This is a genomic window from Sphingobacterium sp. 1.A.5, assembly GCF_002734235.1.
Classification (GTDB): domain Bacteria; phylum Bacteroidota; class Bacteroidia; order Sphingobacteriales; family Sphingobacteriaceae; genus Sphingobacterium; species Sphingobacterium daejeonense.
The window spans coordinates 95,913-110,322 of record NZ_PEBA01000023.1 but is presented as its reverse complement, the minus strand read 5'-3'; the positions used below and the strand labels follow the sequence as shown (position 1 = coordinate 110,322).

Annotated in this window: 14 protein-coding genes; 11 read left to right on the top strand and 3 right to left on the bottom strand. The window is 36.3% G+C overall.

Going from position 1 to position 14,410, the window contains the following annotated elements; genetic code table 11:
• Position 1: 1 nt before the first annotated feature.
• Positions 2 to 1,336: an SWIM zinc finger family protein gene (locus CRT24_RS10970; protein WP_099371281.1), complete on the top strand. Its 1,335-nt coding sequence runs from the start codon at positions 2 to 4 to the stop codon at positions 1,334 to 1,336.
• Here CRT24_RS10970 and CRT24_RS10965 read toward each other — a convergent pair.
• The 3 genes from CRT24_RS10965 to CRT24_RS10955 all read right to left on the bottom strand — a co-directional run bounded on the left by CRT24_RS10965 (position 1,333) and on the right by CRT24_RS10955 (position 5,621).
• Entirely contained in the window at positions 1,333 to 3,024 is a 1,692-nt protein-coding gene (locus CRT24_RS10965; RefSeq protein ID WP_099371280.1) for an APC family permease, read from the bottom strand. The genes CRT24_RS10970 and CRT24_RS10965 overlap by 4 nt on opposite strands.
• 119 nt (positions 3,025 to 3,143) lie before the next feature.
• The gene (locus tag CRT24_RS10960; protein ID WP_099371279.1) at positions 3,144 to 4,082 is read right to left on the bottom strand and encodes a Dyp-type peroxidase; all 939 of its coding nucleotides are present in this window, start codon (positions 4,080 to 4,082) and stop codon (positions 3,144 to 3,146) included.
• Between the two features lie 150 nt (positions 4,083 to 4,232).
• Positions 4,233 to 5,621 carry an NAD(P)-binding domain-containing protein gene (locus CRT24_RS10955; RefSeq protein ID WP_099371278.1) on the bottom strand — a complete coding sequence of 463 codons (1,389 nt, stop codon included), beginning with the start codon at positions 5,619 to 5,621 and terminating at the stop codon, positions 4,233 to 4,235.
• Between the two features lie 467 nt (positions 5,622 to 6,088).
• Here CRT24_RS10955 and CRT24_RS10950 point away from each other — a divergent pair, with 467 nt between their 5' ends.
• The 10 genes from CRT24_RS10950 to CRT24_RS10905 all read left to right on the top strand — a co-directional run bounded on the left by CRT24_RS10950 (position 6,089) and on the right by CRT24_RS10905 (position 14,392).
• Entirely contained in the window at positions 6,089 to 6,961 is an 873-nt protein-coding gene (locus tag CRT24_RS10950; RefSeq protein ID WP_099371277.1) for a DUF808 domain-containing protein, read from the top strand.
• A gap of 81 nt (positions 6,962 to 7,042) precedes the next feature.
• Positions 7,043 to 7,561, top strand: coding sequence for a hypothetical protein (locus CRT24_RS10945; RefSeq protein ID WP_099371276.1), 519 nt, complete (start codon positions 7,043 to 7,045; stop codon positions 7,559 to 7,561).
• Between the two features lie 117 nt (positions 7,562 to 7,678).
• A complete protein-coding gene (locus tag CRT24_RS10940; protein ID WP_099371275.1) occupies positions 7,679 to 8,104 on the top strand; it encodes a hypothetical protein in 426 nt (141 codons plus the stop codon).
• A 139-nt stretch (positions 8,105 to 8,243) separates the two neighbouring features.
• On the top strand, positions 8,244 to 8,996 hold the full coding sequence (locus CRT24_RS10935; protein ID WP_099371274.1) for a sulfite exporter TauE/SafE family protein: 753 nt from the start codon (positions 8,244 to 8,246) through the stop codon (positions 8,994 to 8,996).
• A 2-nt stretch (positions 8,997 to 8,998) separates the two neighbouring features.
• Positions 8,999 to 9,241, top strand: coding sequence for a MoaD/ThiS family protein (locus CRT24_RS10930; RefSeq protein ID WP_099371273.1), 243 nt, complete (start codon positions 8,999 to 9,001; stop codon positions 9,239 to 9,241).
• 1 nt (position 9,242) lies between these two features.
• The gene (locus CRT24_RS10925; protein WP_099371272.1) at positions 9,243 to 9,659 is read left to right on the top strand and encodes a molybdenum cofactor biosynthesis protein MoaE; all 417 of its coding nucleotides are present in this window, start codon (positions 9,243 to 9,245) and stop codon (positions 9,657 to 9,659) included.
• 65 nt (positions 9,660 to 9,724) lie between these two features.
• Positions 9,725 to 10,594: a formate dehydrogenase accessory sulfurtransferase FdhD gene (gene fdhD, locus CRT24_RS10920; protein ID WP_180269116.1), complete on the top strand. Its 870-nt coding sequence runs from the start codon at positions 9,725 to 9,727 to the stop codon at positions 10,592 to 10,594.
• Positions 10,591 to 10,941: a hypothetical protein gene (locus CRT24_RS10915; protein WP_099371270.1), complete on the top strand. Its 351-nt coding sequence runs from the start codon at positions 10,591 to 10,593 to the stop codon at positions 10,939 to 10,941. The genes fdhD and CRT24_RS10915 overlap by 4 nt, the downstream gene beginning before the upstream one ends.
• Before the next feature lie 17 nt (positions 10,942 to 10,958).
• A complete protein-coding gene (locus CRT24_RS10910; RefSeq protein ID WP_099371269.1) occupies positions 10,959 to 13,358 on the top strand; it encodes an FdhF/YdeP family oxidoreductase in 2,400 nt (799 codons plus the stop codon).
• 116 nt (positions 13,359 to 13,474) lie between these two features.
• Complete coding sequence (locus CRT24_RS10905; RefSeq protein WP_099371268.1) at positions 13,475 to 14,392, top strand: bestrophin family protein; 918 nt, start codon at positions 13,475 to 13,477, stop codon at positions 14,390 to 14,392.
• Positions 14,393 to 14,410 lie beyond the last annotated feature (18 nt).

Genomic DNA, 14,410 nt, shown 5'->3' with positions numbered 1-14,410 from the left:
TATGTCTGATGTAGATGTTTTATATACGAGCAGTTCACAGTTAACTCAAAAGTCAGGAATTCAGCAGTTGGTACTTTCCCATGGTTCAGAGTTGGAAGAAATTTCTAACATTCCATGTTTTTTTTGGGGTAGCATTACGGATTCATTATTAACGGCAAAATGCCTTATGACCATTTCAAGAGTTGTTAGAGCAAATTATGGACCTGTTGATTTAACGTTGTTTGATCCTATAGTTTCTGCAGGTACTGATCAGCTTCGTTTCGAGGGATTTTCATCGTGCAATGGAGTATATGCTAGATTGGACTTGTTGGAAGATGCGATTGATGGAGAATTTATTGCGAGTGGCACCACGAATGTCGATTTTAATGAGCCCATGTTGCATGCCTTAAATTCAATAAAAAAAGGTGAAAAAATGGTAATGGGAGTGGGAAGTAAGGAAGTTTCGGTGAGCACAGCAAAATCAAAGGTTGTCGAGCGTAAAGTCAGTTTACCGACTCGCTGGATCAAAGGTTTGACATCGGTTCAGCTTTTCCTAGCAGGAATGGAGGAAAGGTTTAGGTTAAATAAAATTCAAATCATTCCACTTTTTCAGTCTATTCCTAAAACTGCTGTAAAATCAAACTTTTATCTAAGTAAAAGGGCCAATAAATTTGTGTTTTCACCAATCCAAACTAAAGATTCAGTTTTTATAGGAGGGATTCATCGTTTGCGGTTATTGGAAGGTCTTTTGCCATATTGTGATCATTTGATTGTATATCAAGAAAAAGATGCTGAAACTGTTTGTTTTGTTATGGATTTTGGAAAGATGCGACTAAGTCTTGCTTTATCACCGTCTGCATATCGAGGTTTTTCAGGTGAGGGCAACGTTTTGGAGAATATGATACAAACTGTTCCTGATGAATGGGTCCAAGCTGTCAATTCTTTGCTCAAATCGAATGAAATGTTTGATCCAACGTTGCTGTCGATTGAACATGATGTCAATTTTGATACAATGGATGCGCTTACAGCATCTCTTTCATCCATAGGCCTGTTGGGATATGATTTGAATGAAAGTCAGCATTATTACAGAAGATTACCTTTTAAAATGTCTAGGATATTGGCCTTGAACCCGAGATTGAAAAATGCACGAAAGTTAGTATCTGATGAATCAGTGGAATTTAAGGTCAATACTCCGCCATATATCGAGGCAAAAGTCAAAGGAACGGATGTTGAACATACTGTAATTATCAATGGTGATCAATTCAGATGTACTTGTAATTGGTTTACCAATCACCAAGGACAAAGAGGGTTATGTAAACATATCCTTGCTGTTAAAATGCTTACGAAAGATGGTTAACTTTCAAATGCTGAGTTGTTTAGTTTAGAGTGTTTATATCCGTAGAAGAAGTAAACTATCAAACCTATTCCCAACCAAATTAGGAATATTACCCAATTGCTTGTGCCAAGTTCAGTCATTAAATAGAGGTTGATCAAAATCCCAATTACTGGAAGTAAAGAGAAATTAAATTTAAAGCCCATAACAGATAATACTAACCATACGAGCCAAAAGATTATGATGAGGGATTTATGTTCAACGATGTACATGAAATCAAGGTTTTTCCATTCTAATAGGGCTTCTTGATTAAACTTCCAGATCAATATCCAAGCAGTTAATAGGGCCATTCCGATCAGATATTTCCCATTGATATATGGAACTCTAAATTTTGACTGTTTCGACAATCCTGAATAGTCCATGTAAAGTACACCTGCACATACTAGGATAAAGGCAAAGAATGTTCCCACGGAGGTCAGATCTACGAAGAAGTCCATTTTAAAGAACATGGATGGAATTGCTACCACAAATCCAGTTACAATGGTAGCAAAGGAGGGTGTTTTATATTTAGGATGAATAGTTGAGAATTTCTTCCACAGAAGGCCATCGCGGCTCATGGTCATCCAAATCCTTGGTTGCGCCAATTGATAAACCAATAGGGCACTTGTGATAGCAATCACAGAGGTAACCGAAATAATCCCTGCTAAATAATCAACTCCAATATATTTGAAAACAAATGCCAAAGGATCTTTTACATTTAGTTCAGTATAATTGACCATTCCTGTCAAAACGAGTGTGATGGCTACATAAAGTATTGTACAGATCAGTAATGTTATGATCATCGCACGCGGTAAGTCTCGTTGCGGGTTTTTGCATTCTTCAGCAGTAGTTGAAATGGAGTCAAATCCAATAAAAGCAAAGAAAACTGCTGCTACCGAACCCATAACTCCTGTTAAACCGTTTGGAGCAAATGGCACCCAATTTTCAGGATTTACAAAAAATGCACCTCCTACGATAATGGCAAGAATTACTCCGATTTTTACCATGACCATGATATTGCTGGCGCGCCTTGATTCTTTGATGCCTCTGTAAACCAACCATGTTATTAATGCGATTATTATACCTGAAGGTAGGTCAAAAATGACAGGTATATCACCGATTCTTGGGGCTGTTTCATAAGCTCTAAGACCAAGGTTGTCTGCGATGGTCATTGCTTCAGGTCCTTGTTGGGTGAGTTTCTGTTGGGCTTCAATTGCATATTGTGGAGCCATTGATAACCAGGCAGGTATATGGATTCCAAATCCTTCAAGCATCGTAACAAAATACTGAGACCATGAAATGGAAACCACTATATTGGATACAGCATACTCCAGCACAAGAGCCCAGCCAATAATCCAAGCGAAAAGCTCTCCAAAAGCAACATACGCATACGTATAAGCACTTCCTGAAACAGGGATGGTACTGGCGAATTGGGCATAGGATAATGCAGTGAAAACACATGCAAAGGCAACAAATACAAATAATAGAGAAATTGCAGGACCACCTTCGTAACTTGCAAGTCCGATCGTGCTGAAAATACCCGCTCCAACTATGGCTGCAATTCCTAAGGATACTAAGTCTCTAACGCCAAGGACTTTGTTTAAACTTTCGGATTCACCTTTCTCCTTGATGATCAGATCTAGACTCTTCCTTTTGAAAAGCTTATTTCTCATTTGTTTGCCTATTGATTTAATGCTCGCAAAAATAGATAAAAAATAAAACCCTAGGTTGATTTTTATCTGAATTGTCAAGCTAGGGTTTTGGATTTTTCTTTAAAGGATCTATTTTCCTGTTATGTTGCAGAATAATTGTCCAACATTTCTTGTGTCGGCACAAAGAATAAAGTTCCTGTTTCAGGAGTGCTAAAATCCAAGATACGATCATAATTTCCTATTGGATTTCCTAGGTACATATTCTCCAACATTTTGTGTGTTGTTGAGAACTTGTTTGCATAAGAAATGAAATAAGTGCCAAATTCGCCTTTAGAAGGATTTGAAAATGGCAGGTTGTCCCTTACGATTTTGAGATCGTTTCCTTCAGCGTCAGTAATGCTTGTTAAAGCACTGTGGGAATTCTTAGGCTTAACCTCGTCAGTCATTTCAATATCTGATTGTTTATATCTACCGAAAACTTTTTCCTGTTCGGATGTAGGTATACTTTCCCATGCTTTTAGATTGTGTGAGTATTTCTGGACAAACAGATAACTACCACCTTTATATTGAGGATCTTCGTCTCCAACCATTGCAAATTGTGCCCTTTCATCACCAATAGGATTTTCGGTGCCATCCACAAAACCCAAAATAGATCTTCCATCCCAATATCTAAATCCATGCACTTCGACTAAGTTGTCAGCTACCGGGTTGATAATATCATAGATATCTTTTGCCATTTCATAACAAACACCAGCATTGATTGCTCTCAAATGAAAATGGATATCGCCTTCTGTCGATATTGCGGTGTATTTTCCACCAACGATTGGTTCGAAGGTTTTTAATTCTTTCGGTAGTGGGGTAGGCATTCCTAATTTTACCCATGCATCGTGCGCAATTCCCATAATACAACTGGTCCTTCCATCTGGAAGTCTCACGACGAAAGAATGATTTAAATTAGAAACCAAGGCACATAGCCTTTCAAAGACAGGTTTAAAATCTGAACCTTCTTTAAATTTCCAAACAGAAAAAATAGTGTTGTTATTTGGATAGTCCGTAACGTTTTGAGATCTATGAGCCATTTCCGTGATAGTGTTTTATTAATAGTTATATCTAAAATAATGAAAATGAATTGTGATTTCCACAATAAATACAATTCAGAATAAATCTTGTTTAGAAAGAAAGACCATCTTAGGCAAAATATAAAGGCCGCTTTTTAGCGGCCTTCCTTATTAGTAGTTTATTACTTTATCTAAATCTTTTTCATCCATTGTAACCTCCTCATTGAGGTATCTTTCCAAGCTATCATCCAATTCTTTCATCCAAGGTGTATGATGCGGTTCGGCACTGGTTCCGTCCATGACGGATTTATAAACTTGGTCACGATAATTGAGAATATTTATTTCTTTATCATTCAACCAGCTTTTGAACATATCCGCTACTTTGTCCAAATTGAAAGTAGGGTAGTCTGTATAGCTTACCAAATCTTTTATATAATCTGTTTGGAAATCTACATGATCAGGTCCAGTTACTGTCTTAGCTTCGTAATCCATCCATTTTTGGATATCAGCATCTCTCAGTGATTTTATTGAATGTTTTATTCTACCCAACATATAGTCTCTTGCATACCAAGCTTGTGTATCAAACATATTGAAAGTATAATATTGATCTTGCATACCAAGGAATATCAATCTTTCATTGTCATTAAAAATAACACCTTTATACAGATTATCTGGGTAGAGGCAGTTTTTTGTCTTCAGTCTTAATTCGTCAGGCAGGAATGGAAATTTATGCTGGTAACCTGTACATAGGATAACTGCGTCATACTCTTCGGTTGTTCCATCTTTAAAAAATGCGGTATTTCCTTCGAAATGAGTAACCAAAGGTTTCTCTTTAATGCCGTTTGGCCATTTTGTTCCGATAGGATTCGTTCTGTAGGAAATCGTTACTGATTTACTACCATGTTTAAAACATTGCACGGCAATATCTTCAGCTGAGTAACTGCTTCCAATCAGTAATAATTTTTGATCTACAAACTGATCGGCCCCGCGGAAATCATGCGCATGCATCACGGCTCCTGGGAAGTTATCAATCCCTTTGAAATAGGGCATATTTGGTGTTGAGAAATGTCCGGTTCCTACTACTAGGTAATCAAAAAATTCTTCGAAAGTTTCATTTTTTTGAAGGTCATCGAATACTACTCTGAATTGTTCTTTATCTTCCAGGTAATCTACCCAACGGGCGACCGTATTGAATTTTATATAATCTCGGGCATTACTTTTGTTGATTCGCCCTTGGATATAGTCAAATAACACCTCACGTGGAGGATACGAAGAAATAGGTTGTCCAAAATGTTCAGAGAATGTATAATCTGCAAATTCTAGGCATTCTTTTGGTCCATTGGACCATAGATATTTGTACATGCTTCCATGTAAGGGTTCGCCATATTTTCCTACGCCTGTTCTCCAAGTATAGTTCCACATACCGCCCCAATTATCTTGTTTTTCATAACATTTAATTTCTGGGATGGGATTACCTTTTTTCTGTTCTGATTCAAATGCTCTTAACATCGCCAAACCGCTAGGGCCAGCACCAATAATTCCAACTTTAAAATCTGTCATATATTATATTTTAATTTATTAATCCTTAAATCAATATTTCAAATAGCCATAAAAAATGCTGATTGATCCAACAAGGCTTTGAGATTCCCACCAATGGGAAAAATAGAATGCGTAAAAAATTAGTGCCTTTAGGCAAGAATGATTAACCGCGAAATAATAGGTGAATGTGGTACAAAGATAACAAAAATAACATTAATTAAAAAATTTAATAAAGATATGATCTGTGTTAATCAATGGTTTTGTGCTGAAATTAATGATTAAATTTAGTTATCGCTAAGGTTTTCTAATTTATATAATCATTTGGAATTTTTAAACAATATCCTACAAATGAGAGTTTTAATTGGTATGTGAATTGCTTCACTGAACATATTTTATTTTTCAACTGAACAAATATTATCATTTTGGATTGAACATATCTTGAAAATGACCAAATTCTAATTATTTTAGTGAACTATTAAACAATATATATGGCATCAGGAATATTCGCGGTTTTGGATGATATCGCCGCTCTAATGGACGACGTTGCAGTAGCCAGTAAGATTGCTACTCGAAAAACTGCAGGTATCTTAGGCGATGATTTAGCGGTAAACGCAGAAAAGGCTACTGGCTTTCTTGCTTCTAGGGAACTCCCTGTATTGTGGGCTATTACCAAGGGGTCATTTGTCAACAAACTTATCATTGTTCCAATTGCATTATTGTTGAATGCCTTCCTTCCCATCTTAATAAAATATATTTTGCTTCTTGGGGGAGCCTATCTGGCTTACGAGGGTGCTGAAAAAGTCATTCACTATTTATTCCACCGGAAAAAAGAAGGACATGAAGTAATAGAGGAACAGGCTTTGGAGGGTGAGGAAGCTGAAAAGGTAAAAATTAGATCAGCAATTACAACAGATTTTATTCTTTCAGTTGAAATTGTAATCATTGCACTAGGTACTGTTCTTGAAGAAACTTTAGCCATTCAGATATTAACGGTTTCGGTAGTAGCTATCTTAGCAACCGTCGGAGTTTACGGTATTGTTGCTTTAATTGTTAGGATGGACGATGCTGGTCATTCCTTAATAAAGCGATCTGGAGACAAAGGTTTCGCTTCTACACTAGGGCATTTATTGGTTAAATCTTTGCCCATAGTTATTAAGGCTTTAGGTATCATCGGTACAATTGCTTTATTGTTGGTAGCTGGTGGCATTTTTGTTCACAACATTGATTATTTGCATCATTTGTTGCCGAATATACCATCGATTGTAAAAGAATTTGCAATTGGACTTATTGCTGGGATGTTAGTTTTAGGGATAGTTCTTTTAGTGAAAAAGGTTTTTGGATTGGGAAAGGATAAACACTAATAATTTGTAATACGATCAAAAATTTAGCAAATTGTGCCAAATGAATTTGCGAGAGTACTTAATAATTTTTTAAATGATACTATGAGAAAAATAAAAAATACGCTTTATATTTTGGTTTTAGCAATTGGTATTTCATCTTGTACAAAGGATGATGTTGAAGTTGTAAGAAATCCATTGGATACGACAGAACTCATTGGAAAATGGGCAAAAATTGAAAGAGATATCACTGCTGAGACGGTTGTTGATGAAACAACAAATTTAGATAGTATTAAATTATTGGAGTTTACTGCTGAAAATAGTTTAACGGTTACACGAGGAAATTTTTGTAATCTCAGTTCTGTTCATAATGACTCTAAAAGTGGCTCATTTGAATATTATTCTACCAGCACAAATGTTAACGGTACCATGGACAGGATTAAATTTGAGCTCTGTGGCAATGGGATGCCCGTAACTTTGCAGGGTGATATTCTTACATTGGGATTTGGTGGAGATGCTTCTGAACGTTACAAGCGAGTTTCCGTAACACCACCAGTTGATCCTGAAGTACCAGAAGAACCTGAGAACCCTGAAGAGCCAACGGATCCTGGCACTGGAGGTTAATTATATAAAAGAAATTATTAGAGCCTGATTCATTGGAGTCAGGCTTTTATTTTTATTGTAGCTTTTTCACAATGGTCCTCGTTTAAGTAAATTATAACCTTTTAAAAAGCAAATCCTATGAAACAGATTCTAAATTCCGTAATCATCCTTGTGTTGTCAGTCTTTATTATTTCATGTGATAAAGATGAAGATAATGAAAAAGTCATGCTTGATAATAAAGATTTAATTGGTTATTGGGTACTTAATTTTAAGGATGACTCCAATGAGCAGAAGGCCAAAATATTGCACTTTACGGAGGATGGAAAAGTGACAATAGAAAATGGGGAACTCTGTTCGAATAATAATAAATTAGGAAATACTGAATCTTCCTCATACGAATATTACTCCTATCGTGGTTCTCCATCTGAACTGATGCCTGTAAATCTCAAATTTGCTAGTTGTGGCAAGGAATACTCCGTTGGGGTGAAAGATCTAAAATTAACTTTGAAACGACCAGGTCTTGAAGAAGAGGTTTTTGAAAAATCAGAATTTACAACAGATTAATTTTCTATTCTCTATATATTTATAAGTTTGGGCCTCAATTTAAATTGGGGCTTTTTTATGGAATAAGACTTAGAATCTTCCTTGCTTAAACCTTAACTATTTCTTACCTTACTCTACATAATCATTTACCTCTGCATATATGATCTGGGAAATCATGTTCTTCTTTCTAGTTATTTCATTTGTTTATTCTTCAGTAGGATTTGGTGGAGGTTCCAGTTATTTAGCTTTATTGGCAGTCTATGGTTTACCTTTTCAAGAACTACGGTTAATTGCGCTATTATGTAATGTTATTGTGGTTACAGGAGGAGTTGTTGTGTATGTAAGAAATAAGCAGTTGAATTGGGAAAAAACAATACCCTTAGTTTTGGTAAGCGTTCCTATGGCTTTCTTAGGGGCGATTCTCAAAATCAGTCAATCAACCTTTTTTGTTATTTTAGGGATAAGCTTGATTGTTGCTTCTGTACTTTTATGGATTGAGAAGACGAGAAAGAATAATTTCAAAAACTCTGAGCATCAATCGATTTTAAAAGATGCTGGTATTGGCGCTGGCATTGGTTTTCTTTCTGGATTAGTAGGAATAGGTGGTGGTATTTTTCTTTCACCGATTCTGAACTTGATGCGTTGGGATTCTGCAAAGAAAATTGCAGCCACTGCGAGTTTGTTTATTTTGTTGAACTCTATTTCTGGGATATTGGGACAAGTGAAAACCATAAATTCTGATATAGACTATCAAAGATTGATTTTACTATGTTTGGCAGTTTTTATTGGGGGGCAAATAGGTTCGAGAGTTTCCATAAAATGGAGTCCAGTTATTATAAAGAGAATCACTGCTGTATTGGTCTTTATAGCAGGAGTAAATGTATTGATTAAATATGTACCACAATTATTTTAAGTATGAGAATTAAGCTATTGGCATTTGGTATAGTGAAGGAAATTTTTTCTTCTTCAGAACTTGAGCTAGAAGTTGCGGATGGGATTAAACTTGAAGAATTAAAATCTAGACTTGAGCAACTTTATCCAGAATTGGCTAGGTTGAAGTCATATTTTATTGCTATAAATGAAGAATATGGGCAATGCGATCAAGTGATAGAGAGTGATGATGAAATAGCGGTTATTCCGCCTGTTAGTGGAGGTTAATATGATTGATATCAAGATTTCAAATTTTCATTTAGATCCGGAACTATGTTTGGATATTCAAGCAGATGATAGCTGTGGAGGGACAGTAAGTTTTGTTGGAACCGTTCGAAATGAGACAAAAGGGAAAAAGGTGCTTCGATTAGAGTTCGAATGCTATGAATCTATGGCGGTTAAAGAGATGAAAAAAATTGCTGAGCATTGTGTGAATAATTTAGGAGTAAAGCATGCTGTGCTCCATCATCGGGTTGGGATACTAAGTCCAGGGGAGACTGCCGTTGTTATTGTTGTTTCATCTCCTCATAGAGACGCTGCATTCAAAGCTTGTGAATATGCCATAAATACATTGAAAGAAACTGTTCCGATTTGGAAAAAAGAAGTCTTTGAGGATGGCGAACAATGGGTTTCAGCTCATCCTTAGTTATTTAGGGCGAGATTTATATTTTTAATGAGTATATTTAATAGTATTACCGAAGAAAACATATCATGACCCAATTAATTGATTCTTCCATCCAAAAAGTCCAAATTCAGCGTTTCTCAGACTTGGATTCTGATTCACGTGAGGACTTACTCGCTGTAGAGGAACCATTAGAAATTAGGATTTCTTTTTCTTATGGAAATCAAGTGGGCATGAAAAGCATTTCAGTCACCATGCGTACGCCAGGAAATGATAAAGACCTGGCATTGGGTTTTTTGTTTACTGAAGGGATAATAGATTCTTTTGATCAGGTCAAATCTGTTTCATATTTAAAGGTTGACTGTTCCAATAATAAAGAAAACATTGTTGTTGTTGAGCTTAATGAGGGTGTTGAGCCTAATCTTGGTACGGCAGATCGGAATTTTTATACAACTTCGAGTTGTGGGGTATGCGGAAAAGGTTCGATCCAGTCAATTAAAACGGTTAGTAAATTTCAGGGGATGGTTCCTGAAATACAATCGTTTGGAGCAAAAGTTCTTTTTGACCTACCTGAAAAATTGAGGTCAGCACAGGATAATTTTGAAGTTTCGGGAGGTATACACGCTTCGGGAATATTTACGAGTGATGGGGAATTAAAGTTTTTGAGGGAAGATGTTGGTAGGCATAATGCTTTAGATAAGCTGATAGGTCATGCTTTGCAAGAAGGATTATTACCATTGAACCGATTTGTTTTATTGTTAAGTGGAAGAGCTAGTTTTGAACTGATCCAGAAAGCAGCTATGGCCGGTATTTCAATTGTTGCTGCTATTGGTGCTCCATCCAGTCTTGCCTTGGAACTGGCCAAAGAATTTAACATCACTTTGATAGGATTCTTAAAAAATAATCGTTTTAATATTTACAACCAGAATGAAAACATTCACATTGATGGTATGTTATGAAAATAAGAATTAAAGATAATACAGTAAGGATCAGATTGACAAAATCCGAAGTGGCATCGCTGTCGGAAAATGGTAGAATTATCAGCAAGACAGAGTTTTTAAACAAGGATTTTGTGTATGGAATTGAAATACTTTACCAAGATGGTCTTTCTATAAGTTTTGAGGATGAGGAAATGATGGTTCAGATGCCGAAGTCCTATGTTGAAGAGTGGGTAAATACTGATCGAGTAACTTTTGAAGAAACCCATAATAAAATTTTGATATTATTAGAGAAGGATTTTGTCTGCATTGATCGTCCTGAAGAGGATCAAAGCGATAATTATCCAAATCCAAATTTAGTTTGCTAACATAATCGATTGCTGCCATGAAAGAGGGAAAGTCAATAGAGGAAATCAAATCGGAGATCAAGCATTTTCCTGATGCTGAAAACCCATATAAGTTATTGGATCTTAAGCTGACTCCTGTTGAAAAATGGGCAGCTGGAGTTCCGGCAGTTATAGCTGCTATATCAGATCTTTTTGAGGAAAAGACTGTGATCCGTGGTACACGTGCATTGTTTAAGATGAATCAATTTGGCGGTTTTGACTGTCCAAGTTGTGCTTGGCCGGATCCTGATGATGAGCGGTCACCTTTGGGTGAATATTGTGAAAATGGAGCAAAAGCATTGGCAGAAGAAGCAACTACAAAAAGAGTAACACCTGAATTTTTTGCTAACAACTCGGTTTATGATTTAGCAAAGATGAATGATTACCAAATTGGTAAGTTAGGGCGATTGACAGATCCCATGTATCTTCCGAATGGAGGAACTCATTATCAAAAAATTTCTTGGGATGATGCTTTTAAAAAAATTGCTGAACACCTAAATAAGTTGGATTCGCCTAATGAGGCGGCTTTTTACACTTCTGGGCGTACTAGCAATGAGGCATCATTTGTATATCAACTTTTTGCAAAAGAATTTGGGACCAATAATATGCCTGATTGTTCTAATATGTGCCATGAAACGTCAGGGACAGCCCTTATTCCTGTGATAGGTATTGGGAAAGGAACAGTGAAGCTCGAGGATTTTGATGATGCGGATGTGGTGGTGATTATTGGTCAGAATCCAGGAACAAATGCTCCGAGGATGATGTCGGCATTAGAGAAAACCAAAAACAATGGCGGTAAAATTATTGCTATCAACCCTTTGCCGGAGGCAGGTCTTATGGGCTTTCATAATCCACAGCAATTAAATGGTGTGATAGGCCATGGTGTGAAACTAGCTGACCTTTATCTGCCAGTGAAAATAAATGGTGATATGGCTTTGCTGAAGGCTTTAGAAAGACTTTTATTAGAAATGGAAGCCAAATTTCCCGGTCAAGTTTTGGATATGGATTTTATTTCTGAAAAAACTATGGGTTTTGAGGCATTTGCTGAACAATTTGAAAACCCTTCATACCATATCGATGCACTTGCACGTGAGTGCGGGGTTAGAAGAGAGGATTTGGAAGAAGCTGCGTCGATGCTAGCTTTTAAGAAAAAAATTATTGTCTGTTGGGGAATGGGCTTGACCCAACAACCTAATGGTGTAGATATGATCCGTGAGATTGTCAATATCCTTTTGTTAAAAGGAAGTATTGGTATAAAAGGAGGTGGTGTTTGCCCTGTCAGGGGTCATAGTAACGTCCAAGGTAATAGGACTATGCTTATCAATGAGAAGCCAACCGAAGCTCAATTAGACCGTCTACAAGAGTATTTTGGCTTTCAGGTTCCTAGAGCACATGGATATGATGTAGTTCGTGCCATCAAAGCAATTCACGAAGAAAAAATTAAGTTTATGTTTTGTATGGGTGGAAATTTTCTGTCTGCTACACCTGATACTACTTATACCGCCAATGCCATGCGGAAATTGGAACTGTTGGTATGTGTATCTACTAAATTGAATAGAGGACATCTAATTCATGGTAAGGAAGCGATTATCCTTCCAACATATGGACGAAGTGATAAGGATATCGTAAATGGAGAAGTTCAAATAGTGACAGCAGAGAATTCAATGGGTGTGGTTCAATATTCTAAAGGTATGTTGGACGCAGTTTCGGATAATCTGATCAATGAAACTCAGATCGCTTGTAGAATGGCTATGGAAACGCTTAAAGATAGGTCTGTGGTGGATTGGCAGCGGTATCATGATAGTTATGATGCGGTCAGGGACGATATTGAACAATGTATACCAGGGTTTGAAAATTTCAATGTCCGGGTGAGAGAGAAAGGTGGGTTCTATCTTCCAAACAGAGCGAGAGATGAACAATATTTCGTTCCTCAATTGGATGGAAAAGCTCCTTTTACATTAACTGAACTACCGGTTAACTCACTTGAAGCTGATGAATTTATGATGGCCACAACTAGAACTCATGATCAATTCAATACGACCATTTATGGTTTAGACGATCGATATCGTGGTATTAAAAATGAGAGAAGGGTGATTTTTATGAATCAGAAAGATATTGATTCTCTTGGATTCAAGGCTGGCGATAAAGTGGATCTCTACAATTTTGATGATGGCATTGAACGCGTTGCTCCATTATTTGTCATTGTTTCTTATCAAATACCTGAAAAAAATACTATGACTTATTTTCCTGAAACCAATGTTTTGGTATCCGTAAATAATGTTGTAAAAGACAGTAATATGCCGGCATCAAAGTATGTCAAGATTCAAATAAAAAAGCATGATCCAGCTGTTTATAATAAAGTGGATGAAATGTTGATTCAAGGAGAAATCGATAGTTGAAAATTTAAATTATAATAATCTGATTATAAGAGTCATTGGTATCGCTAATGACTTTTTTAATTAAATTAACCTTACTTTTGTTCAAAGTAGTTTCAATTACTCATATTATCTGATTTATGATTATTCGTAAGAAGGAAAACTGGTTCAGGATGCTATTTGTTTGGCATGGTTCGGTTTTGCCTCAAGTCCTTCCACGGCTGATATTGTTAACCGTGCTTTCCATTGCTGTAGTATATTTTCACGGTACCTTATTGTCTTACAAAGTACCACTGAATCCTGCACCTTTTACTTTATTTGGATTTGTGCTTGCGTTGTTTCTTGGCTTTAGGAATAGTGCAAGTTATGATAGGTTTTGGGAGGGCAGGAAATTATGGGGATCATTATTGAACGTATCGAGATCATTGACTCGACAAGTCCTAACGTTAAATCGAAATATTGATCAAGAATCTATTAAAGAATTTATTAATTTATTGTCGGCTTTTGTCTATGCTTTAAACCATCAGTTACGAAAAACTGATTCTAGTGATGATTTAAAAGAAAAGTTGTCTAGTGCTGATTACCAATTAGTAATAAATTCTAAATATAAGCCTGCGCTTATTTTAAATCTGATAGGTGATTGGGTAGGAAAGCAAAAATTGAAAGGTAATTTAGATTCAATTCAACAAGCTAGTATAGATCAGAATTTGAATACTTTATCGGATGTCTTAGGTGGTTGTGAACGAATAGTTTCTACGCCAATTCCATATAGTTATCAGGTTTTGCTTCATAGGACTATTTACATTTATTGTTTTCTTTTACCATTCGGGTTGGTGGATAGCTTAAGTTGGTTCACTCCATTTATTGTCGCATTTATTGCATATACATTTGTTGCTTTCGAGGCTATTGCTGATGAAATAGAAGAACCTTTTGGTCAGGAAGCAAATGACTTGGCATTAAATAGCATGAGCGTGATGATTGAGGAGTCAATTAAAGAATTGGCCGGTATGGAGATTGATGCAGTTACAACTAGCAAAGGTCAAAAGATAGTAGATTAACGAGTTTTTTTATTTATT